This window comes from Aquimarina besae (assembly GCF_042434905.1).
Lineage (GTDB): Bacteria > Bacteroidota > Bacteroidia > Flavobacteriales > Flavobacteriaceae > Aquimarina.
The window spans coordinates 241,824-265,171 of the sequence record NZ_CP170199.1; the positions used below are offsets into that span (position 1 = coordinate 241,824).

The following is a 23,348-nucleotide window of genomic DNA, read 5'->3' on the forward strand; positions in this document are numbered from 1 at the left end:
CTTAATTTATTTTAGTTCGTTAATTCAACGATAACCGGAGATATTTTCTTCAGTTTATATCCTTTGTTGGTTTTTAACTGTGCAGTGATATCAATTACCTGAACCGAAGAACCTCGTTTTGCTTTCTTAAGAGCAGATTTAGCTCTAGAATCAAGCCTACGACCTCTTACATTTATAGTAGGTTGTCCTTCTACTTTAAATTTAAAACCAGTAACATCTAATTTAATGTCAAAATCGAAGTCTGGTAGAATCGCTCCAATAGAAGCCTTATCTAACCCACTCTTAGACATTTTAATGTTACCATCTTCACCTCTAACAGTTCCTACAGGTCTTGGTATATCTTTAATTCTGAACTTTTTACTATCGCTTACTGAGCTACCATTTGGTAATTTACCACTAACCTTAATAGCAACCTCTCTGGCTTTTACCGTAGTTACGTCCATCACATATTTACCAGCTCCACTAGACCTTTTCAGACCAGGTGCTGTAGCATTAACAGTAGGTACACCAGGAATAGAAATCGTCATTGGGTTCTGTACTCCACGATATACCACGTTCATCTTATCTGCAGAGATAACCGCAGAATTAGGTTTAGGAATTACGGCATAAGAACTTTCAATAGGAATAGTTACAATAGAATCACCTTCTTTAAACTGAAACTCTCCTTTGATCTCTCTTTCACCAACATTTCCAGCAGGGAACTCTAAAAGAGTCTGTCCTTCTTGCATAGATTCTGCATCAAGTTCTTTACCGTTAACTACTACTTTATGCGCTTTTAAGGTTTTATCTTTTTTACCTAAGATAATACGTCCTTTAAAATTATCGCTACTAAAGAAGGCTGTTTTGTCTGGAACTACAATTGCCTCGAAGTTTGATAAAGATACTTCTGATTGTAATTGCCCTGATAACATTGCAGATAACACTTTACTCTGAGTAGATTTTACGTCATTTTGTAACTGAGTAAGCTTTGTTATAGATGCGATCATAGGAAATCCTTCATAGTTATATTTTAACCAATCAACCATCACCTTATCCCTATTCTCAACTTGCGCTGTTGAAAATTCTTTTTGGATATCAGCTGCAATGTCAGGATATTGTTCTTTTACCATTTCACTTACAGAATTTCTGTAGTCATCCACTTTTTGGATAAATTCTTTACCTGATGGAGTAATATTTCCTCCTGCAAAAAAGTATTCGTCAAGAACAGCATTTTTATCCATTACCTGATAATCTGTAGGATCGTCAACATCCTTTAGAATAACTGCTTTTACATCGTCTATATATGCAGTAAACTCATTTGATTTTTCATTGATAATATCAGCTTTCTCCTTAAGAGGCTTATATTTTGCCGGTTGCTCTGATACTTTTTCAGCTAAACCTCCTAAGAATGCCTGATTACGTTCTGTAGTAACCGTATTATCCTCAGTTAATTTTTCATTCATTAAACCGAAAGCTGATAGCACTTCTTTTGACATATTTAATGCCATCATCGCTATAAATACCAAGTACATAAGATTGATCATCTTCTGCCTTGGTGATAATTTTCCTCCTGCCATATTTCTATATTTTGGTAGTTATTTTTTAAATTAAGTTAAATACTAGTTTCTGTTCATAGCACTTAACATACCACCATATACTCCATTAAGAGAAGATAAATTACTAGCAAGGCTTTCCATTTGATCCTTAAGTTTCTGAGCGTTATCAGCTATAGCTTTATTTGCTTCAGCTTGAGATGCTGAAGATTCTAACTGAACCTTATATAAACTGTTTAATGATTCTAATGAAGCAGCAGCTTTTTGCATTTCTTCGCTATATTTTTTCTGTCCTTGGATAGAATCAATTGTAGGTGCAATTCCTTTTGCAGCTCCTTCAAAGTTACGGATACTTTCTCCCAGGCTACTCATTAGACTAGAATCTACTCTAGCTTCTTTAAGCATTTCATCTAATTTCTTAGACAACAATCCTTCTGGAGTTTCTTTTTCTTTCTTGTCTCTTTTTGATCCTCCAGCTAATTCTGGATAAACTAAAGACCAATCTAAATCATCATCCACAGGTTCGAACGCAGATACTGTAAATACCAATGCCTCTGTAATAAGACCAATGATCAGCATCTGGTTACCAAAAGGCCAGTGCATAATTTTAAATAACGCTCCAAGGATTACTACGGCCGCTCCCAGACCGTAAACCATGTTCATTAATTTCTTGCTTGATTTTGAATTTGCCATAATAAATGTGTTTAGTTTTTTAAATTTTTTTAAAAATCTTAAATTAAAAAAGGGTTAGTAATTAGGGTTTTGATAGATAAATTTTGGGACTTATTCTAATTTCTCGTATTATCTTCTCCAGTAACGTCAGTACCCATATAATCCTGTACCGTTCTGAATCCAATATAACTTCTCGCTGAATCTGCGTATTCGTAATCTCTGGTACTTACCTGTAGGAAATAAGCAACATCTTTCCAAGATCCTCCTCGCACAACTTTTCGCTTGTTCTGATCATCATTGACATTTGGGTTCATTGATGAAACATATTCATAGGCTGCAGGATCGTAAGAAGACTGCACCCATTCTGAAACATTACCTGCCATATTATATAGATTATAATCATTAGGCTCAAATGTTTTTGCTTCTACTGTATACAAGAAGTTATCTGCTGCATAGTTACCTCTTAAAGGCTTAAAATTCGCTAAGAAACAACCTCTGTCATTTAGCGCATAAGGTCCACCCCAAGGATAAGTTCCGGACTCCAAACCACCTCTTGCTGCATATTCCCACTCAGCCTCTGTTGGTAATCTAAAGTAGTTTACAAACTCTTTGTTACGCTTTTTCTGATATGAATTCTTTTCTATAGTTCTCCAGGTACAAAATGCCTTTGCCTGTTCCCAAGAAACTCCAACTACAGGATAATCATCATATGAGCTGTGCCAGAAATAATCATTATGCATTGGCTCATTATAAGAATAGTTAAAATCTTTAATCCAAACAGTAGTATCTGGATATACTTCGATTACCGTTTCTTTAACGAAATCTTTTCTTCTTCCTTTTTTAGCGCGGGCTGCAGCTTGAATATCCATCCAAGTAAACCTGAACTTAAAGTTTTGCACATCAAAAGTTCTTCTGCCATTATAAGATTCCTCTAATGGTATATACAAAGAATCCATCACCTCAGTGTAAAATTCATCTGGATAATCCTCGGTATCCCATTCGATATCTATGTCTTTGTTAAGTTTTCGACCTTCATAGCCAGTTTCTCCGGTACCACTATAGTTGTCGTAAACATATTTTTCGTATACAGACATATCCTCGGTATTTGCATCAAGAAATGCATATTCTCCGATTCCATCGTCTCCAGGAGTTTTTCCCAATTCATCAGCCATTATAGCCAACTTCATCCTTACGGTAGAATCACGAACCCAACGAACAAACTGTCTGTATTCACTATTAGTAACTTCAGTTTCGTCCATGTAGAAAGACCGAACGGTAACTGTCTTTGTCGGTGCATTGGCTAATGCTGCCTTGTCATCATCGGATTTACCCATAATAAATGATCCTCCGGGGATGAGGGCCATTCCGTAAGGTTTCTCCGGATGCCATTTTTTACCCTTTACTCCAACTAGTTCTCCGCGGTTTCCTCCGCCACAACTATATAGCAGTGCTACAATAGCAAAGAGTGATACAAATTTCTTCATAACGTGTTTTAGGTTAAGATCTTCGAGATTTAAGGTGGTAAACCTATTTATTTATTTCCAGAAAAACAATTTTTTTCCAAAAAAAACCTTAAATCTCCCTAATAAAAATGTTAAACTTCGTTTTTTCGTTTTGCCTTATACCATCTTTCAGGTATTTCTTGATTACAAGCACGCTCATAATCGTTGTATGTGCAAGGTAATAACGTGTGTCTTTTCAATTTATTATTCCCAGATGAAATAAATGGTATTTCAATCCACCATCTTTCTGTTTTTGGACTTTTATAAAATGAAAGAACTTCGTTTTCTACAGGAACATTATAATGGAGCGTACTCGTTTGATTTTTAATATTCCCTTCATTTGACCTATAATTCACTCCTTCAATAAAATACCAAAGTATTTGTCCGATTAGTAATGCCGTTGTCTCTTCATTCTTAAAATTTTTAAATTCGTATACCCCAAAACTTTTCACTTTATCGCTTATTCCTGCATATCTTGCAATAGCACAGATCTCCCTTCCATTAAAACCATTTGGTGATGCAGCTTGATAATTAAGACTGGTAGAACTCATTGCTCCCAAATCTATGGAAACAATATCTGCATCTCGCATAATCGGTTCTACGATGGTAATATCAGATATGACTTCACCTAATCGATAGGCATCAAAATATAATTTTTCTATAAGATCAATTTCTTCCTGAGAATTAAAATATGTCTGATACCCTATATTACTATAATTAAAAAGATTATAAGGCTGTTCAACAATAATTTTCCCCACAAAAGATGTATTCGTAATAGGTTGTGATGTATTTCCTAAATCAAACCTGCTATCCACATTAACCAGATTTACCATTCTTTCTAAAATATCGAAAGCACGATATTGACCATATACCAAATCTTGACTTCCACCAATTATTAATGGAATCACATTTTTCTGAAGTAAAACAGACAAAACATCTTTCATAAGAAAATAGGTGTCGCTTACTTCTTCTCCTGGAACAATATCTCCTAAATCAACAATTGTAGTGTCCCAATTACCTGGAAAGAGATCATAAAAAGATTTACGTATGGTATCAAAATGAACTTCTTCTCCCAGAAAATTGACATCATTTCTATTTTCTCTAACACCAATGATTGCAACATCAACTTTTTCCAAATCCGGAATACCATACTCAGATGTATGTATATTAATTTGTTTACCTAATGCTTGATCTGAAAGTAACGCCACGTGTGCGGCCACCAGATCACTAACCGGCGCAAGAAATTCTAAAGACATATAATAAACCTATTTCTTTTTAGTGGTCTTTTTTGTTGTTTTTTTCTTTGCAGGGGCTTTCTTTTTGGGAGCATTCTTTTCGATAAGGTCTTTAACTTTTTCTAAGGTAAGTTTTGTAGCATCCACTGTTTTGGGCAATTCTATTTTAACTTTACCTTTTATAATATTGCTTCTACCCCATCTCGCTTTCTCTACTCTAATCCCTTCATCTTCCCAATTGTGGATAACCTTATCAATTTCTTTCTGCTTCTTGTCTTCAATTAATTGAATTATATCTTGATCGGAAAGATTATCAAAATCATATTTTTTATTGACATTGATAAACATTCCATTCCATTTTATAAAAGGTCCAAATCTACCCGTTCCTTTTTGTACCGGTAAATTTTCGTAGGTATATATAGGAGCGTCTGCTTTTTCTTTGGCATCAATTAGCTCGATTGCCCTATCAAGAGATGTACTTAATGGATCTTCTCCTTTATCCAAAGACACGAACTTATCTCCAAAACGAACATAAGGACCAAATCTACCATTATTTACAACAATGGTTTCTCCCTTATAAGTCCCTAATTCTTTTGGGAGCTGAAACAAATCCATTGCTTCTTCAAAAGTAATACTACTTAATGTTTGTCCTGGAGCTAAACTGGCAAATCTTGGCTTATCCTCATCTTCTGCAGTACCTATTTGAACCATAGGCCCAAATTTCCCTAAACGAACACTTACTGGTTTTCCTGAGTCAGGGTCTTCTCCTAAGATTCTTTCACCCACTTCGCGCTCTGCGTTCTGTGCTACATCCTCTACTTTTGGATGAAACTCTTCATAGAATTCTTTCATTACTTGGGTCCAATCTTCTTGACCATCAGCAATTTCATCAAAATCCTGTTCTACTTTAGCGGTAAAATTATAATCTAGGATAGAAGAGAAATGATTTACCAAAAAATCATTGACAACCATACCTACATCGGTAGGGATTAATTTACCTTTATCACTACCTACTTTTTCTTTTAATTTTTTTTCCTTTATGGTATCTCCAGTAAGAGTTATCTGAACATATTTGCGTTCCTCACCTTCTTTTGATCCTTTCTCTACATAATTTCTGTTTTGAATTGTAGAAATTGTTGGCGCATACGTAGAAGGACGACCGATGCCTAATTCCTCTAGTTTTTTAACCAAGGCGGCTTCAGAATATCGACTTGGAGGTCTCGTAAATCGTTCTGTAGCTGTGATGTAATTATTGAACAAATGTTCTCCAACTTTCATAGCCGGTAAAATTCCGTCTTGCTCTTCGTCCTCATCATCATTTCCTTCTAGATATACTTTCAGAAAACCTTCAAATTTTATTACTTCACCATTGGCAACAAATTGTTCACTGTGTGATTTTGACCCAATCTTTACATTGGTTCTTTCTAATTTGGCATCGCTCATTTGCGAGGCTATTGCCCTTTTCCAGATCAATTCATATAAACGTTGCTGATCATAATCCACAGGCACAGTGTGTCTGGAGAAATCTGTTGGCCTGATTGCTTCGTGAGCTTCTTGTGCTCCTTTAGCCTTTCCTTTGTATTGCTTTGGATTACTATACGCTTTTCCGTATGCAGAAATAATTTCTGCTTTTGCTCCGTCTTGAGCCTCAGCAGACAAATTCACACTATCTGTTCTCATATAAGTAATCAATCCAGCCTCATACAATCGCTGTGCCATCGTCATGGTCTTACTCACAGAGAAGTACAATTTTCTAGAAGCTTCCTGCTGCAGAGTAGATGTCGTAAATGGTGGTGCTGGTGATTTCTTTGCAGGTTTGGTAGTCAGATCTGTAATATTAAAATCTGCTCCCAGGTTTTTCTTTAAAAACACCTCTGCTTCTTCTTTAGTATCAAAGTTTTTAGGAAGTTTTGCTTTAAAAGACTTTCCTTGCTCATTAGCAAACTCTGCATCGATCCTATATGAAGCCAACGGTTTAAAATCAAGAATCTCTCGTTCTCTTTCTACAATCAAACGAACTGAGACAGATTGCACTCTACCTGCAGACAATCCTCCTTTTACTTTTCTCCACAAAACAGGAGATAATTCATACCCCACCAATCTATCCAATACTCGCCTTGCCTGTTGTGCATTTACCAGATTATAATCAATACTTCTAGGATTTTCAATAGCTTTTAGTATCGCTTTTTTGGTGATCTCGTGAAAAACGATTCGACGTGTTTTATCTTTATTAAGATTTAGCTCTTCTGCCAGATGCCAAGCAATAGCTTCTCCTTCTCGATCCTCATCACTTGCTAACCATACCATTTCGGCTTTCTTAGCAAGATCTTTAAGCTTTTTAACTACATCTTTTTTATCTTTAGAAACAATATATTTGGGTTTAAAACCTTCTTCAACATCAACACCAAGTTCCTTTGCAGGCAAGTCTGCAATGTGCCCAAAACTAGACGCTACCGTATAGTCTTTGCCCAGAAACTTTTCAATTGTTTTTGCTTTAGCCGGTGACTCTACAATCACTAAATTCTTAGCCATAATCCTTTTTTTTCATCTGTTGATAATTGATGTTTATTAGTTAACAGACAGCATCCCTAATAGACATTTTCAGTTGGTAATAACCCAGCCACAAGGGCTTACTTCTGAGGACAAAAGTATATCAATTTTTTGAGATCAAAATTTTTTCATAAAAATTATATTAAAAAAACCTGCCAAAGTGCAGGTTTTGTTTTCTCAATTATTCAACTATAGTGTTCCTGCTTTCTGATGCGTCTTCATTACCGAAACCAATGGTTTCTTTATACATATAATAGGTAACTATATAAGAAAAAAACAGGGTTGCAATAACACCAATATAGCAGCCAATTAATCCGAGCGCAGAAAATATTCCGGAAACAAATATCAATCCAAAAAAGATCAACCAATACTTATTACCTAATTTAAACGCTGCCTTTATTATATTCTCAATACTTAATTCCTCATTAAAAACGAAAATAGGAATTACCAATTGTAAAGGAACCATCACATAAAAAACAGGAAAATAACAAGCCAAAGTTGCTAAAAGAGCTATTCCCATATTTGCCAAAGAAAGCAAAATAATCTTTCCAAAATGGTTTTTGGCAATTGAAAAATAACCTCCTGTTTCTTCTTTTATCCCTAAATCTTCATTTTTTAAAACTTTTAAAAAATGACCATAAATAGAAATATTTAAGACTTGCATAACGAAAGACAGAACAAAAACTACCAAAATCCAAACAACCACAATTATAATTGAAAAATCTTCCAGAAATGTAGGTTGATAATAAGGGTCACCAGCATTTTGAATCATTCCTATATAGGACGGTATCAATGGTACATAAATAATTAAAACAAAAGGAATAGCTAGCGCAAAAATTATAAGTGCATGAACTACACCGATAGAAAACACTTTTTTATACATCTCAAAGCTTTTGGATAAAACTTCACCAAAATCTAGTCTTTTTGAATTTTCTATTTTTTCGAAGAGCTGATTTGCATCCATATGGTATTCGGATTAATTAATAAGTCTTCTCAAATATAAATATTTAAACAAATATAACCCTGCCACTTTGTCATATATCGTTTTAAAGAGTATCTTTGCACATTATTTGAATTGAATAGGCAAGGATATTATTATACATGGAGAAGATTATTGACGAAAACATTCAGGGACAAGCTTTGTCTCTAGACAAGAAAGAAGGAAACACCAAAAAGCTTTTTATCGAAAGTTATGGTTGCCAAATGAATTTTAGCGACAGTGAAATTGTTGCATCTATTTTAGCTAAAGAAGGTTTCAACACTACCCAAAATCTGGAAGATGCTGATTTAGTTTTGGTAAACACCTGCTCTATTCGTGAAAAAGCAGAGTTGACCGTTAGAAAACGGCTCGAAAAATATAATGCGGTAAAACGTATCAACCCGAAAATGAAAGTAGGGGTTCTTGGGTGTATGGCCGAACGATTAAAAAGTAAATTCTTAGAAGAAGAAAAGATTGTAGATCTTGTTGTTGGTCCGGATGCCTATAAAGACCTTCCTAATCTAATTGAAGAGGTTGACGCTGGTCGTAATGCCGTGAATGTAATCCTTTCTAAGGAAGAAACATATGGCGATATTTCTCCTGTAAGATTACAAAGTAATGGTGTTTCGGCTTTTGTATCTATTACCCGAGGATGCGATAATATGTGCACCTTTTGCGTGGTGCCATTTACAAGAGGAAGAGAACGCAGTCGTGACCCACAGAGTATTATGGAAGAAATAGACGATCTGGCTTCTAAACATTTTAAAGAAATCACACTACTCGGACAAAATGTAGATAGTTATTTATGGTACGGAGGTGGACTAAAAAAGGATTTCGAAAAAGCTAGTGATTTTCAAAAAGCTACGGCAGTTAATTTTGCCAAACTGTTGGATATGGTGGCTGAGAAACATCCTAAAATTAGATTACGTTTTACAACATCGAATCCTCAGGATATGACACTAGACGTAATTGAAGTAATGGCAAAACACAAGAATATTTGTAAATATATTCATCTTCCTATTCAAAGTGGTAGTGATCGTATTTTAAAAGAAATGAATCGTTTGCACACAAGACAAGAGTATTTTAATCTGATCGACAATATTAAACGATTAATTCCGGACTGTGCAATTTCTCAAGATATCATTACCGGATTCCCTACAGAAACCGAAGAAGATCATCAAGATACCTTATCCCTTATGGAATACGTAAAATATGAATACGGATTTATGTTTGCATACTCTGAAAGACCTGGAACTCTCGCAGCCCGTAAATTGGAAGATGATGTACCCCATGAAATAAAGAAAAGACGATTGGCAGAAATCATTGAATTACAGAGAGCTCATAGCCAATATCGCCATCAGACTTATATTGGAAAAACGGTAGAAATATTAATTGAAAAAGAGTCTAAAAAATCTGATGCCCACTGGAGCGGAAGAAATACCCAAAACACTGTCGCAGTTTTCCCTAAAGGAGAATATAAAATAGGAGATTTTGTGATGGTACGTATTGATGACTGTACAAGCGCAACCCTTATCGGAGAAGCTGTAGGGTATTCTGACAATAATTAATCGATAAAAAGAAACCACTTATATAATTTTATTTAATGGAATCAGTTCAAGCTACAAAACAACGATTCGGGATCATAGGAAATGACCCTAAACTAAACCGTGCTATAGAAAAAGCCATTCAGGTTGCCCCTACAGACATATCGGTTTTGGTGACCGGAGAAAGTGGTGTAGGTAAAGAAAGTATTCCGAAAATTATTCATTCACTATCTCACAGAAAACACGGTAAATATATCGCCGTTAACTGCGGAGCAATACCAGAAGGAACTATTGATAGTGAATTGTTTGGTCACGAAAAAGGAGCCTTTACGGGTGCAACTTCTACAAGAAGTGGTTATTTTGAGGTGGCTGATGGAGGAACTATATTTCTTGACGAAGTTGGAGAATTGCCTTTAACAACTCAAGTAAGACTTCTGAGGGTGCTAGAAAATGGAGAATTTATCAAAGTAGGATCTTCTAAGGTTCAAAAAACAGACGTACGAATTGTAGCCGCTACCAATGTAAACATGTTTGAAGCCATAAAAAAAGAAAGGTTTAGAGAAGACCTTTATTACCGTTTAAGTACTGTAGAAATTCTATTGCCTCCGCTAAGAGATCGTGAGCAGGATATACATTTATTATTTCGAAAGTTCGCCTCTGATTTTGCCACTAAATACAACATGCCAACGATTCGTTTAGAAGAAGATGCAGTTCTATTATTAGAAAAATATCATTGGAGTGGTAACATTCGGCAATTGCGCAACATTGCAGAACAAATATCAGTCCTTGAACAAAACAGAACGATCTCTGCAAATACTCTTAGAGGCTATTTACCGAATATTGGCAGCAATTTACCGGCAATCATTTCATCAGACAAAAAAGAGAGTGATTTCAGTAATGAGCGAGAGATTTTGTATAAAGTGCTTTTTGACATGAAAAATGATCTTAATGATCTCAAGAAGTTAACTATGGAATTGATGCAGAGCGGAAACTCTCAAAAAGTTCAGAAAGAAAACGAGGGATTAATTAGGAAGATTTATCGTGATGAAAAGGAAGAAGAAACAATCCCTTTTGAAGAACCAGAACAACCAACAACAGAAGTTCTGCAAATAACTCCACCTGAGCCCCTAAAGAAAGAAGATGACAAATATCATTTTGCAGAAGAGATTGAAGAAGAAGAAACACTTTCATTACATGATAAAGAACTAGAGTTGATCAAAAAATCTTTGGAACGCCATCGTGGAAAACGCAAAGCAGCTGCAGAAGAATTAGGGATTAGTGAGCGAACACTTTACAGAAAAATAAAACAATATGACCTTTAATTAGGTTTGAGATTTGAGAAATACCAAATTAAAAATTAAAAAATTGACAAATAAATTAAAACACATAGTTCTAATACTTGTTGGATTAGCAATACTTCAGGGATGTGGCGCATATTCTTTTAGTGGTGTGAATACAACTGCAACTTCATTTCAAGTTGAGTTCTTTCAGAATCAAGCTTCTATTATTATTCCTGGAATTGATCAAAGATTTACAAATGAACTTCAGGATTTAATTCTTAATCAGACAAATTTAGATTTAACAACCTCTAATGGTGATTTAGTATACGAAGGAGAAATTGTTCAGTACTATGTAGCTCCTACCAATGCAACATCGTCCAATACTGCTGCGCAAAACAGATTAACAATTGCGGTAAATGTTCGTTTTTATGACACCAAAAACCCAAAAGAGGATTTAGAGCAACGTTTTTCTTTCTTTTTCGATTATCCTGCATCTCAAGCAGAAACCGCAGTTCGCGACGAAGCGATACAGATCATTTATGAGAGAATTACTCAAGATATTTTAAATGCAACTTTAGCAAAGTGGTAATAACTTAATTATTGTTTTTTTGAATATTAAAGAACTTACATACTTACTTCAAAATCCTTCTTTAATAAATAAGGAACAAACCGAAAATTTGGAAAAAATCATTCAGGAATTTCCTTATTTTCAATCCACAAGAGCTCTATTACTAAAGGGTTTGAAAGGACAGGAAAGTTTTAGATATAACCAAGAGCTAAAAACTACCGCTGCCTATACAACAGACAGAGGAATCTTGTTTGATTTCATAACCTCTAAACTTTTTGAAAAAAACACGGCTGATTCTGTTATAGAAAAGAAAAATAACATAGATATTGATGTAGTTGACGCGCAAGAAGTAAAAGTCCTTTCCAGAATTTCTCTTGATGATGCAGTGGATATGAAAATGGAGGAAGCAGAAGAAGTTCTAAATCCCGCCTTATTTTCATCTAAAGAAGATGATATATCCAGAAATATTTCTATTGCCGAAACTATCATTAAACAATCAGAAAAAGAAAGCTCAACAGAAGAGAATCCTTCAAATAAAAATGCTGTCAAAGAATCAGAAATTTACAAACCATTTGATTTTGACAGAAAGGAAGCACATTCCTTTACAGAATGGCTAAAGCTTACATCCTTACAACCTATTGACCAGAATGCCGAAGAAAAAAAAGATGTTCTTCTTAAAAATGAAGACAACAATCAGCAAAATCAGGTAAATAAAACACCGGATCAAGAACATAAATTTAATTTGATTGATGAATTTATTTCCAATAATCCAAAGATAAAGCCTGCCGAAAAAAGTGCTCCTGTACGCAATCTTGCCAACGAGAATATGGTAGCTCCAGATGAATTAATGACAGAGACTTTAGCCAGAGTATATTTGGCTCAAAAGAAGTATAAAAAAGCAATTCAAGCTTATAAAATATTAATTTTGAAAAATCCCGAAAAAAGTGGTTTCTTTGCAGACCAAATTCGAGCGATCAAAAAAATCCAAGAAAATAAATAAAAATATATAATGACAACGTTTTCAATCTTTTTAATACTAATCGTAATAGTATCCTTTTTACTGGTAGTAGTAATTATGGTTCAAAATCCTAAAGGAGGAGGGTTATCATCTTCTTTTGGTGGCGGTGGAACACAGCAATTAGGCGGTGTTAAAAAAACTACTGATTTCTTAGACAAAAGTACCTGGGCGCTAGCAACTTTATTGTTAGCATTGATCCTTTTATCAAATATAGATCTAATGGATGGCGCCGTAAATCAAGATCCAACAGTAGACACGAATGATGTTGAAGTAATTGATACTCCAGCAGTACCTACTCCGACAACAGATGACACATCAGGAGAATAATCTATCTTGAAAAACTAAAATAAATGCCGACTTGTCATACAGTCGGCATTTTTTGTTTCAATTTGTCAGTATCACACCACTGGCATAATTTCTGAAATACACAGCTTCAGATTATTCATTTTAATTTAAAAAATAAAACTAATCATAATGGGAGTAAATATTAAACCTCTTTCGGATCGTGTGGTAATTGAACCACTTCCAGCGGAAACGCAAACGGCATCAGGATTATACATCCCTGATTCAGCACAAGAAAAACAACAAAAAGGTAAAGTAGCTGCAGTAGGCAGTGGTAAAAAAGATCACGAAATGACTGTAAAGGTTGGTGATACTGTACTTTACGGAAAGTATTCCGGTACTGAATTAAAATTAGATGGAAAAGACTATTTAATTATGCGTGAGGATGACATCCTTGCAATCGTTTAAAACTGAATCAAAACACAAATCAAAACTTTCAATACTTCTGAAAACATCAGAATACTGAAGTTTAAAAAAAATTAAAGAAATATTATGGCTAAAGACATAAAATTTGACATAGAAGCACGTGACGGAATCAAACGTGGTGTAGATGCATTAGCAAATGCGGTAAAAGTAACATTAGGACCCAAAGGTCGTAATGTGATCATTAGTAAATCATTTGGAGCACCACAAGTAACAAAAGACGGTGTTTCTGTAGCTAAAGAAGTAGAATTAGAAGATGCTCTGGAAAACATGGGAGCACAAATGGTAAAAGAAGTCGCTTCTAAAACCAATGACCTTGCTGGAGATGGAACTACTACTGCTACTGTATTAGCACAAGCGATCGTAAAAGAAGGTCTTAAAAACGTGGCTGCCGGTGCAAATCCAATGGATTTGAAACGTGGTATTGATAAGGCAGTACTTGCCATCACTGAAGATTTAGAAAAACAAACTAAAGAAGTAGGTAGTTCTTCTGATAAGATCAAACAAGTTGCTGCTATCTCTGCTAATAACGATGAAACGATTGGTGATCTTATTGCCAAAGCTTTTGATAAGGTAGGAAAAGAAGGTGTTATCACTGTAGAAGAAGCTAAAGGTACAGAGACTCACGTAGATGTTGTAGAGGGAATGCAGTTTGACAGAGGATATCTTTCTCCATATTTCGTTACTAATAGCGAAAAAATGACTGCAGATTTAGAAAACCCATACATCTTATTATTTGATAAGAAGATCTCTGCCATGAAGGATTTATTACCTATTCTAGAGCCGGTAGCTCAGACAGGTAAACCGCTTTTAATCATTGCAGAAGATGTAGATGGAGAAGCATTAGCTACTCTTGTTGTAAATAAACTTCGTGGTGCATTAAAAATCGCAGCAGTAAAAGCTCCAGGTTTTGGTGATAGACGTAAAGCTATGTTAGAAGATATTGCCATACTAACAGGCGGAACTGTAATATCTGAAGAGCGTGGGTTTACATTAGAAAACACTACTATCGAACATTTAGGTACTGCAGAAAAAGTGGCAATAGATAAAGATAACACCACAGTAGTAAATGGTGCTGGTGAAGAAGATTTAATCAAAAACAGAGTAAATCAAATTAAATCACAGATAGAAACTACCACTTCTGATTATGATAGAGAAAAACTACAGGAACGTTTAGCTAAATTAGCTGGAGGTGTTGCTGTGCTATATGTTGGTGCTGCTTCTGAAGTAGAGATGAAAGAGAAGAAAGACCGTGTTGATGATGCTCTTCACGCTACTCGTGCAGCAGTAGAAGAAGGTATTGTTGCTGGAGGTGGTGTTGCCTTAGTTAGAGCTAAAACGGCACTAGAAAAGGTAAAAACGGAAAATGCGGACGAAGCAACAGGTGTACAAATTGTAAACCGTGCTATCGAAGCTCCGCTTAGAACTATCGTAGAAAATGCAGGAGGAGAAGGTTCTGTGGTAATTTCTAAAGTATTAGAAGGTAAAGGTGATTTTGGATATGATGCGAAGTCTGAAGCATATGTTGATATGCTAAAAGCAGGGATTATCGATCCAAAGAAAGTTACACGTATCGCTTTAGAAAATGCAGCTTCTGTTTCAGGAATGATTCTTACAACCGAATGCGCATTAATAGACATTAAAGAAGAGAATGCCGGAGGCGGAATGCCACCTATGGGCGGAGGTATGCCAGGAATGATGTAGCGGTGAGCCACCGCAGGCTATTTATTTAGTTTGTTTGTGGATAGAATACGCAAATAAGATTATTTAGCAAGCTTACAAATCCTAAGTTTTATTGCTAAGAAATATAAAAACCCTATTTCAGAAATTTGAAATAGGGTTTGTTTTTAAATATAAACATTGAATTTTGTGTTATTAAAACCTTTTTTAAAAACAGTATATTTGACTAAGAAAATATAACATCAAACCAACTTTAACTTTTAACAGAAGTATGCCTGGCTTATATGATGATTTGTTTGAGGAAGATGGAAAGAAAAACAAACCAACTGATCCCAAACCAGAACCTATAGACTTCAACAATAATCACTTTCAGGAGAAAGGAAAAGAGTCTCTGGATGAGATACTTATATTAACCAAAGAGTTTACCACCAAAGCAGAACCCTTTTCTCAGCTACTTACTCGCACCAGCGCGATAGATCACGAGGTGGAAAAAGGGATACTTGATTTTTTTTTAGTTACAAAAGATAAACACGACCAAGGAACATTAGCCAGAGAACGCAAATATTATATGATGTTGCAAGCTAAATTTGAAGAAGTAATCTCTTCCATGAGAGATTTAGGTCATATACATCTAGAAACTATTAAGCAGTTTAATCGTGATATTGATAAGGATTATTACTCTGTTGAAAAGTCAGACAAACAGGTTCAATCTGAAAAAGAAATAGCAATTAACCATATTAATTTGCAGAGAAAAATACTGGCAGAGGCAGCTACAAGCTTATCCATTTTAGAAGAAGCCTTATCTAATACTGAAGGTCGCCTGCGTAATTATATAGATGTTGGAGGAATCAATAACATCTCTGCCTCCGAATGTGAAATTTTATCACAAAAAAGAAATTCTTTAACCAGTGGACGCCTACATCACTTTGATTATGCATTTTTTAAAATGAATTTATTAGACAAAACAGCTATCGCGATGGGGCTGTATTTAAAAGAAACTACATCTCAGTATTTAGGCAAATTGAGTAAAGTATTTAACTAATTTATAAAATTAAACTATGAATACTCTTTCACAATATCAGCTACTAATTTAGAAGTTCTCTTGTATTTTTCTTTTGCCAATAAACGTTTTGGCGGGGCTTTTCTAACTTCACAATCCATAATAGAACACGATTCACAAGTAACACCAACTTTTACCTTGGGTATTTTCGAATCGTTCACAAAATTAATTTTCTTTTCTAAAGCCGATGAAATCAAAAATCCGATTCCTATACTACGGTAATAATCCTTTCTAAACGGATCCTTGGTAGCTGATGTAAACACCAAATATTGTTGATCTGTATCTGCATAATCCGATATTTGTATGTCAAAAGAATAGTCCAGATCTTTAGTCGCTGTTCGTTGTAAGGTTTTAATCGCCATCCACCTTCTACAATAATGTTCATTGATTTCATTAGCGTGGGGTTGTTGTTGATGAGTAATATGCAATTCTTTTACCAAATTAAAACGCTCCATCCCTTTTTTATGAGTAAACCTTAAAAAAAATACGTTTTGCATCCCAAAATCCTTGGGTAATATATTTGTTAACCGCTGATAAAACGATTCTGGTGAAGCGTTATACAACTTCATAATTGTATGAAAATCTTTCTCAGAGAATCGTTTGGCAGTAAATAATTTTTTAAGATGCTCTTTTAAATGATTTCTTGGAATGATTAGTGCTCCAGCAAAGTAGCTAGCATAAAAATTATGCAATACCTCCTCAAAATTATCATATCGTATCCAAGAAAAAGTATAGGGCCTCTCTGTAATTTTCATATACTGGTATCCTAATTCTTTTGCATAAATAAAGGTTTTCTGAGGCTCATCTACTCTGTCTGACAAAAGCAATGTTTTTGTTGAAGGAACAAAAACAGATCTCAAATTATCTAACTCTTCGTGATGTGGTATTCCTGCTGTATGAATCGTATACCCATATTCTTCTATCAAAATCTCTTCTAATTCTATGGCGGTTATTTGACCCGATAAGTCCAATTGATATGAATTAGCAAAGCGCACTGCAGTGTCCTCTAAGTCCTTAAAGAAATTGTTATGAGCTTCTTGATATGATCTTAAAGAAGCTAAATAAAACCCTTCTCTACTCATATTATAGTGCTGTGCGATCTCTATGATAGTACTTATAAAAGCATTTACTTTAGAAGGAGCATTTGCGATGATGTCAATTAAGTCACTTTGCTGAATCCCAAACAATTCTAGCGGAATTTCATCAAGAATTCCTGATTGTAGAATCTCACCGATTGGCGCCAGATTTTTATCTAATTTTAAAGATACCAAACTATCATATGGAACCTCTAGCGTTTCTGCCAACTTAATTATTTTATCTGTTTTGGGATATTTTTTTCCTTTTTCAATTTCATTTAAGTAGGACTTAGATAATCCACTTAATTTGGACAAACCAAAAAGAGATAAGTCTTTATCTGTTCGTATCTGCTTGATTTTCAATCCAAAAATCAATCTAATGTATTCTTCTGCTATTGCCATAAAATCAAAAGTAGCAATTTCTGCGAATATTTTCAAAAACAAAATATTCACATTTAGCGAACGTTCGCTTGTTTTATAAAAAACTTTTTTTTAATATTGTTCACACAAACGATATAGTTATGGAAACTCAAACAAACCTAAGTCAGAAAATTAGCTTTACAAAAGAGGTGAAAAATTATCATCCCGAGATTCTTACAGATGGTGCTTTAGCTTTTCTAGAAGCTTTGCATAATCGTTTTGACGGAAGACGATTAACCCTTTTAAGAAACAGAGAACAACAGCAACGCTTGTTTGATCTGGAAACTTCTCCGGCCTTTCCGGAAAACACCAAAGAGATTCGAAACAGCGAATGGTTAGCTGCCCCAATCCCTGCAGATCTGCAAGATCGCAGAGTGGAGATTACCGGTCCTGTCGATAGAAAAATGGTCATTAATGCATTAAATTCTGGTGCAAAAACATTTATGGCAGATTTTGAGGACAGTAATGCTCCTTTATGGGAAAACTGTTTACAAGGACAAAAGAATCTTATGGATGCCGTCAATAAAACTATTTCGTTCTACAATCCTAAGAAAGATAAAACATATCAACTCAACGAAGAAATAGCAACCTTAATTGTTCGTCCAAGAGGTTTACATCTTAACGAAAAACATTTATTGATTGATGGTCAGGAGATCAGTGGCTCTCTATTTGATTTTGCTCTATATGCATTTCACAATAATGAACAATTAAAAGAAAACGGAACTGCTCCTTATTATTATATTCCAAAACTGGAACACTTTACCGAAGCTATCTGGTGGAATGATGTAATTGATTTCACTGAAGAATATCTAGGAATGGAGCACGCAACGATCAAAGTTACTGTTCTAGTAGAAACGATCACGGCCAGTTTTCAATTAGACGAAATCATTTATGCATTAAAAGAACATATTGTAGGCTTAAATTGCGGAAGATGGGATTACATTTTTAGTTATATCAAAAAATTAAGAAATCATAAAGGGTTTGTAGTTCCAGATCGCGCACAGGTTACTATGACCAGCCCTTTTATGGATGCTTACAGTAAACGAGTAATACAGCGTTGTCATAAGAGAAATATACTTGCTATCGGCGGAATGGCAGCTCAGATTCCAATTAAAGACGATGAAGAACGTAATAAACTTGCTTTTGCAAAAGTAAAAGCAGATAAAGAACGTGAAGTGAAGAATGGTCACGATGGCACTTGGGTGGCGCATCCGGGATTGGTACCACTTGCTATGGGTGTTTTTAACCTTCATATGCAAGAGCCAAATCAATTAGCTGTAAAAAGAGAAGATGTCGTGGTTACTGAAGAAGATCTTTTAGAAATTCCTCAGGGAACTATCACAGAAAAAGGAATTCGTGAGAATATCAACGTAGGAATTCACTATATCGCTACTTGGTTAGGAGGAAATGGTGCAGTTGCTCTCTACGATCTTATGGAAGATGCTGCTACTGCAGAAATCAGTAGAACCCAGATCTGGCAATGGCTTAAAAATGAAGTAAAACTAGATAATGGTTTAAGATTGAATTCTAATATGTTTCATATGCTTTTTGAAGATGAGCTAAAAACTATTGAAAAGCAGGCCGGAACACAACTATTTGAAGGTAAAAATTATCAAAATGCCATTCAGATTTTTTACAAACTAGTTACTTCAGAAAAGTTTGAAGAATTTTTGACAACACAAGCATACAAATATTTATAGATAATTCAGGAGCAATTGATAACCGGGAAACAAAACAAACATGCACAACACAACAAAGTTTTGTTTCCTTTATCCTGAATCAACAAAACTTAAGAAGAACTTGCATTACAAAAAAATGGATTATGTACTGTGAGCAAGAAGAATCTGTTAGTGCTACTTATTTTGATGCTGAACAAGAATTGCATAACTACAGCTAAATCTTTTACAGCAAACAATCGCGAATGGCACAGAAATTAAACAATTCTAATTTTTTCCGATTTTATTATTGTGCTCTTGCAGCATCCGCTATTATTAGTGGATGCTGTTTTATTATAAAAAAATTAAATAGAATAGGTTATTATGAACTGCATTCCCACCTAAAATCAGAAATCTTAAACTTCTTGTTTTTGAAATTATAATGCCACCATTCTGTTTTTATAATAGAGAACCCGTGTTTCTCCATAATCTCTCTAAGCAGTGTGCGATTAGTAATCACTTCATCAGATAGTTCTTTATACGAATGATGCGCTTCTTTACCAAAATGATCAAAATCGGTCCCCATATCCAATTGATTTCCTTGTAAATCTGTAAGTGTGATGTCTACCGCTGCTCCTTTATTATGAATTGACCCTCCCTTTGGATCCGCCACATACCCTGGATTAGGAAATATTTTCCACATTTTTTTCTGGACACTATAAGGGCGATAACAATCAAATAGCTTAATTCTGTATCCCTTCTTCATGAATTCCTTATTAGCTCTAATCAGAGCCTTTGCCACTACTCCTCTGACATAACATTTTGCGCAAGAGTATACCGCCTTTTTTAAAAAGTTGTTGCTAGTGGCGTATTTCATATCTAAGACGAAATAATTAGAAAGCGTTTCTATGTCCACGAACTCATTATCATCAACATTAATTTGCGTACTTCTATCTTTATCAAAACGATCTAAAGAATCCTGCCATTCTCGCATATGTTTTTCTACCTTTTCTGCACGTAACTGAATAGCTTTGGATTTTTCTAACAACGCTAATGTGCTGGCACTAGTCATTGTTGTTACTGAAGTTTCCTTACAAGAAAAAAGTAAGGCTAAAAAAGTAATAAAAAGTAGTTTTTTTACCATATCCCATTCGTTTATGATTACATTCAATAGCATAAAATTTACAACATAACGAAGTACTATGCCTACGATTTTTTATAGAAAAACCGTACCATATCTTGCTAATCTTTGCAATCCAATAAAAACGTAATCCAATATTTCCCTAAATTAAAGATACATCGTTTTAGCATACTATTAAAATAAAACGGTATATTTTTAACATTTATGCTCGCAGATCATCCTTATATACAAGCTCTTATTTTATTTTAAAGTATCGATTACGCTCCCACAAGTAAGCATTTGATCCCCAAAATAAGGGTTTCTAATTTCTTCTTCTTTACTCAACCAAATTGCTCCTTTATTATTAGCTGCCATAGGACATTTTTGAATATAAATAGCATCTGAAAGCAAGTCGATATTTTTAATCAAAACGTGTAGATCTTCGTTTAGTTTTACGAAGAGGTCTCTTTGGCTTTCTAAAGTATCTTTCTTTGCAATCATTTCTAAATATTTCCTTATTGCATCGATATATTTCAATTCTCTTGACTGTAAATTGACCGTACTTATATCCTCTAATTTGGTTAGCATCTGTCCAGAAAACTTCGATGCATCATTTTCATTACTCGCTACCAACGCATCCTTCAGAAGAAAATAAGGTGGCAAAGCTTCTATAAATCCTTCTTGAAAACTTGCAGACAGACTTAAATTTTTACTATGATCACTGCTCTGAAGTTCGTCTTTTTTCTTACCCCGGTTCATCATTGATTTTTTTCCTTGTAGTTGCGCTGCCGCATCCACGGTAAAGACTCCGTTCGCAACAATTTCTTCTCCATTAGTAAGTCCTTTTTGAATTTGATAAGAATCGTTATTCATATTTCCGAGAATTACCTCTCTCATCTCAAAAACAGGTCGATCTGAATTTGTTTTTACATATACAATCGATCTTTCTCCGGTCCATAAAACTGCGCTTTTTGGAACTGTAATAACCGGATCTATATTCTGATTGACATTAGAAATAATGCCTTCTACAAACATTCCAGGTTTAAAAATTGAATTTTTATTTTGAACTACAGCTCTTACACCAAAGGTTCTGGTACTGGAATTTAAAACAGGATCGATGAAAAAAATTTCAGTTTCAAAACTTTTTCCTGGGTACGCATTTGTTTTGATGTTAATCTTTTGGCCTTCTTTTAGTAATCCCATTTGATTTTCATACGCATCAAAAGATGCCCAAACTGAACCAAGATCTGCAATCTTATACAAGGTTTGTCCTTGTTTGACATAGTCGCCTACTTCAACCAGTTTCGAAATAACTGTTCCTGAGACCGTTGCATAAACGGGGAAGTTTTCTTTTACTATGCCAGAAGCTTCGATTTGATCAATCTGATTATTCGAAAGTTTCCATAGTTTAAGCTTATTTCTAACTGCTTTGTATAATTCTGGTTGTGATTTTTTTAATGCTATCGACGTCAATAATTCCTGTTGAGCAGCCACTAACTCAGGAGAATAAATAGTAGCTAACAATTCACCAGTTTTTACATTTTCGCCGGTAACATTAACAAAAAGCTTTTCTATTCTACCTCCAAAATAAGCAACTTGTACAGCATTAGCTTTTTCATTCTGTTCAATTTTACCCGATAGTTTGATGGTCTCAGAACCTACTCCGTTTTCACCTACTGTAAACGTCTGTATATTGGCCAATGCCAAGGCATTTTCTGTCATCCTGAACTGATCCGGCATAAGACCATCTACATTCATTTCTGCTGGAATTAAATCCATACCGCATATGGGACAATCTCCTGGTTCTGATTGCATAATCTGAGGATGCATAGAACAGGTCCACATTTGAGCAGAGGTGTCCACGGTATGATCATGTACTCCTGATGATCCTTCTGTGGTTTTACTTCCAAAAATAAGATATCCCACAAACAACCCGAACAATACGGCAACACCTATATAAACAATATTTTTTTTCATCTCATTTATTTTTTATAAACTTTTCTGACTGTTTGAGAGGTTACAAACCAGAGAACAAAACCGCTTAGCACTGTTATCAACCCTAATAATGAAAATACTCTTAAAATCAATGTATTAAAATCATCTCTCCCCTCATAGTCCATGGTGTGAGTCATCCATAAAAAGTCAAACCATCGCCACGATCTGTGTCTAACCCTTTGAAATGCGCCATCTATTGCTGAGACATATACCTTTACTTTTTCAGGATGATCATAATTAATTACATACGCCGGTAATGCTCTTCCTCTATATTCGTGGTGTTTTCCAACCTTAGTTATGTAATCAATCGAAGCCACTTCTAAACTTTCTGATATGTTTACAGAGGCGACGCTTACCGCTTCTTGTTCAGAAATTTTCGACTTTACTTTTCCAGATCTTGCACTAATCAATATACTATCATTAACCCAGTAGTAAGGTTGATCGGCAATGGTTCTCAATTCTAGTGTTGCTATGTTAAATCTCGATAAAACATCGTCTAACCCTAATAATTCATTGTGAACAACTGGTTTTATCTCTTTTCGGAACTGGTCTCCGTGTATTTCGTCAATATTTGTCCAGCTGAAGTATAATCCACTTATAGTCCACATCAAAAACTGAACCCCGAGAAATATTCCAAGGTAGCGATGTGCTTTTCTTATCATTATTGCTGTTTTTCTATTGACCATTATTTTATTCA

General features: G+C 34.9%; 19 protein-coding genes. 9 read left to right on the forward strand and 10 right to left on the reverse strand.

What is annotated here, in order from left to right:
* Positions 1–11: 11 nt before the first annotated feature.
* From gldM to ACE94K_RS01150, 6 genes are all read right to left on the reverse strand, one after another.
* Positions 12–1,556, reverse strand: coding sequence for a gliding motility protein GldM (gldM, locus tag ACE94K_RS01125; protein ID WP_378178732.1), 1,545 nt, complete (start codon positions 1,554–1,556; stop codon positions 12–14).
* A gap of 42 nt (positions 1,557–1,598) precedes the next feature.
* Positions 1,599–2,225 (reverse strand): gliding motility protein GldL, encoded by a 627-nt coding sequence (gene gldL / locus ACE94K_RS01130; protein ID WP_378178735.1) that lies wholly within the window; start codon positions 2,223–2,225, stop codon positions 1,599–1,601.
* Positions 2,226–2,320: 95 nt separating this feature from the next.
* Entirely contained in the window at positions 2,321–3,688 is a 1,368-nt protein-coding gene (gldK, locus tag ACE94K_RS01135) for a gliding motility lipoprotein GldK (protein WP_378178738.1), read from the reverse strand.
* A gap of 110 nt (positions 3,689–3,798) precedes the next feature.
* Complete coding sequence (locus ACE94K_RS01140; protein WP_378178741.1) at positions 3,799–4,962, reverse strand: formimidoylglutamase; 1,164 nt, start codon at positions 4,960–4,962, stop codon at positions 3,799–3,801.
* A 9-nt stretch (positions 4,963–4,971) separates the two neighbouring features.
* A complete protein-coding gene (gene topA / locus ACE94K_RS01145) occupies positions 4,972–7,473 on the reverse strand; it encodes a type I DNA topoisomerase (RefSeq protein WP_378178744.1) in 2,502 nt (833 codons plus the stop codon).
* A 199-nt stretch (positions 7,474–7,672) separates the two neighbouring features.
* The gene (locus tag ACE94K_RS01150; RefSeq protein WP_378178747.1) at positions 7,673–8,455 is read right to left on the reverse strand and encodes a hypothetical protein; all 783 of its coding nucleotides are present in this window, start codon (positions 8,453–8,455) and stop codon (positions 7,673–7,675) included.
* Between the two features lie 137 nt (positions 8,456–8,592).
* On the opposite strand from ACE94K_RS01150, the gene miaB reads away from it, so the two are divergent.
* The 8 genes from miaB (at position 8,593) to ACE94K_RS01190 (ending at position 16,367) form a co-directional block, all read left to right on the forward strand.
* Positions 8,593–10,038 carry a tRNA (N6-isopentenyl adenosine(37)-C2)-methylthiotransferase MiaB gene (miaB, locus tag ACE94K_RS01155; RefSeq protein ID WP_378178750.1) on the forward strand — a complete coding sequence of 482 codons (1,446 nt, stop codon included), beginning with the start codon at positions 8,593–8,595 and terminating at the stop codon, positions 10,036–10,038.
* Positions 10,039–10,073: 35 nt separating this feature from the next.
* Positions 10,074–11,336 carry a sigma-54 interaction domain-containing protein gene (locus ACE94K_RS01160; RefSeq protein WP_378178753.1) on the forward strand — a complete coding sequence of 421 codons (1,263 nt, stop codon included), beginning with the start codon at positions 10,074–10,076 and terminating at the stop codon, positions 11,334–11,336.
* Between the two features lie 43 nt (positions 11,337–11,379).
* Positions 11,380–11,883: an LptE family protein gene (locus ACE94K_RS01165; RefSeq protein WP_378178756.1), complete on the forward strand. Its 504-nt coding sequence runs from the start codon at positions 11,380–11,382 to the stop codon at positions 11,881–11,883.
* 19 nt (positions 11,884–11,902) lie between these two features.
* The gene (locus ACE94K_RS01170; protein ID WP_378178759.1) at positions 11,903–12,862 is read left to right on the forward strand and encodes a hypothetical protein; all 960 of its coding nucleotides are present in this window, start codon (positions 11,903–11,905) and stop codon (positions 12,860–12,862) included.
* A gap of 9 nt (positions 12,863–12,871) precedes the next feature.
* Positions 12,872–13,207, forward strand: coding sequence for a preprotein translocase subunit SecG (secG, locus tag ACE94K_RS01175; RefSeq protein ID WP_378178762.1), 336 nt, complete (start codon positions 12,872–12,874; stop codon positions 13,205–13,207).
* Positions 13,208–13,354: 147 nt separating this feature from the next.
* A complete protein-coding gene (gene groES / locus ACE94K_RS01180) occupies positions 13,355–13,630 on the forward strand; it encodes a co-chaperone GroES (protein ID WP_219007873.1) in 276 nt (91 codons plus the stop codon).
* Positions 13,631–13,714: 84 nt separating this feature from the next.
* Positions 13,715–15,349, forward strand: a complete 1,635-nt coding sequence (groL, locus tag ACE94K_RS01185) for a chaperonin GroEL (protein WP_378178765.1) — start codon at positions 13,715–13,717, stop codon at positions 15,347–15,349.
* A gap of 247 nt (positions 15,350–15,596) precedes the next feature.
* On the forward strand, positions 15,597–16,367 hold the full coding sequence (locus ACE94K_RS01190) for a hypothetical protein (RefSeq protein ID WP_378178768.1): 771 nt from the start codon (positions 15,597–15,599) through the stop codon (positions 16,365–16,367).
* Positions 16,368–16,381: 14 nt separating this feature from the next.
* Here the strand turns inward: ACE94K_RS01190 and ACE94K_RS01195 are convergent, their stop codons facing one another.
* Positions 16,382–17,863, reverse strand: coding sequence for a helix-turn-helix domain-containing protein (locus ACE94K_RS01195; protein ID WP_378184188.1), 1,482 nt, complete (start codon positions 17,861–17,863; stop codon positions 16,382–16,384).
* Between the two features lie 119 nt (positions 17,864–17,982).
* Here ACE94K_RS01195 and aceB point away from each other — a divergent pair, with 119 nt between their 5' ends.
* On the forward strand, positions 17,983–19,581 hold the full coding sequence (gene aceB, locus ACE94K_RS01200; RefSeq protein ID WP_378178771.1) for a malate synthase A: 1,599 nt from the start codon (positions 17,983–17,985) through the stop codon (positions 19,579–19,581).
* A 337-nt stretch (positions 19,582–19,918) separates the two neighbouring features.
* Here aceB and ACE94K_RS01205 read toward each other — a convergent pair whose 3' ends face one another.
* The 3 genes from ACE94K_RS01205 to ACE94K_RS01215 form a co-directional block, all read right to left on the reverse strand.
* Positions 19,919–20,680 (reverse strand): M15 family metallopeptidase, encoded by a 762-nt coding sequence (locus tag ACE94K_RS01205; protein ID WP_378178774.1) that lies wholly within the window; start codon positions 20,678–20,680, stop codon positions 19,919–19,921.
* A gap of 237 nt (positions 20,681–20,917) precedes the next feature.
* A complete protein-coding gene (locus tag ACE94K_RS01210; RefSeq protein ID WP_378178777.1) occupies positions 20,918–22,633 on the reverse strand; it encodes an efflux RND transporter periplasmic adaptor subunit in 1,716 nt (571 codons plus the stop codon).
* A 5-nt stretch (positions 22,634–22,638) separates the two neighbouring features.
* Positions 22,639–23,337 carry a PepSY domain-containing protein gene (locus ACE94K_RS01215; RefSeq protein ID WP_378178779.1) on the reverse strand — a complete coding sequence of 233 codons (699 nt, stop codon included), beginning with the start codon at positions 23,335–23,337 and terminating at the stop codon, positions 22,639–22,641.
* Positions 23,338–23,348: the final 11 nt, after the last annotated feature.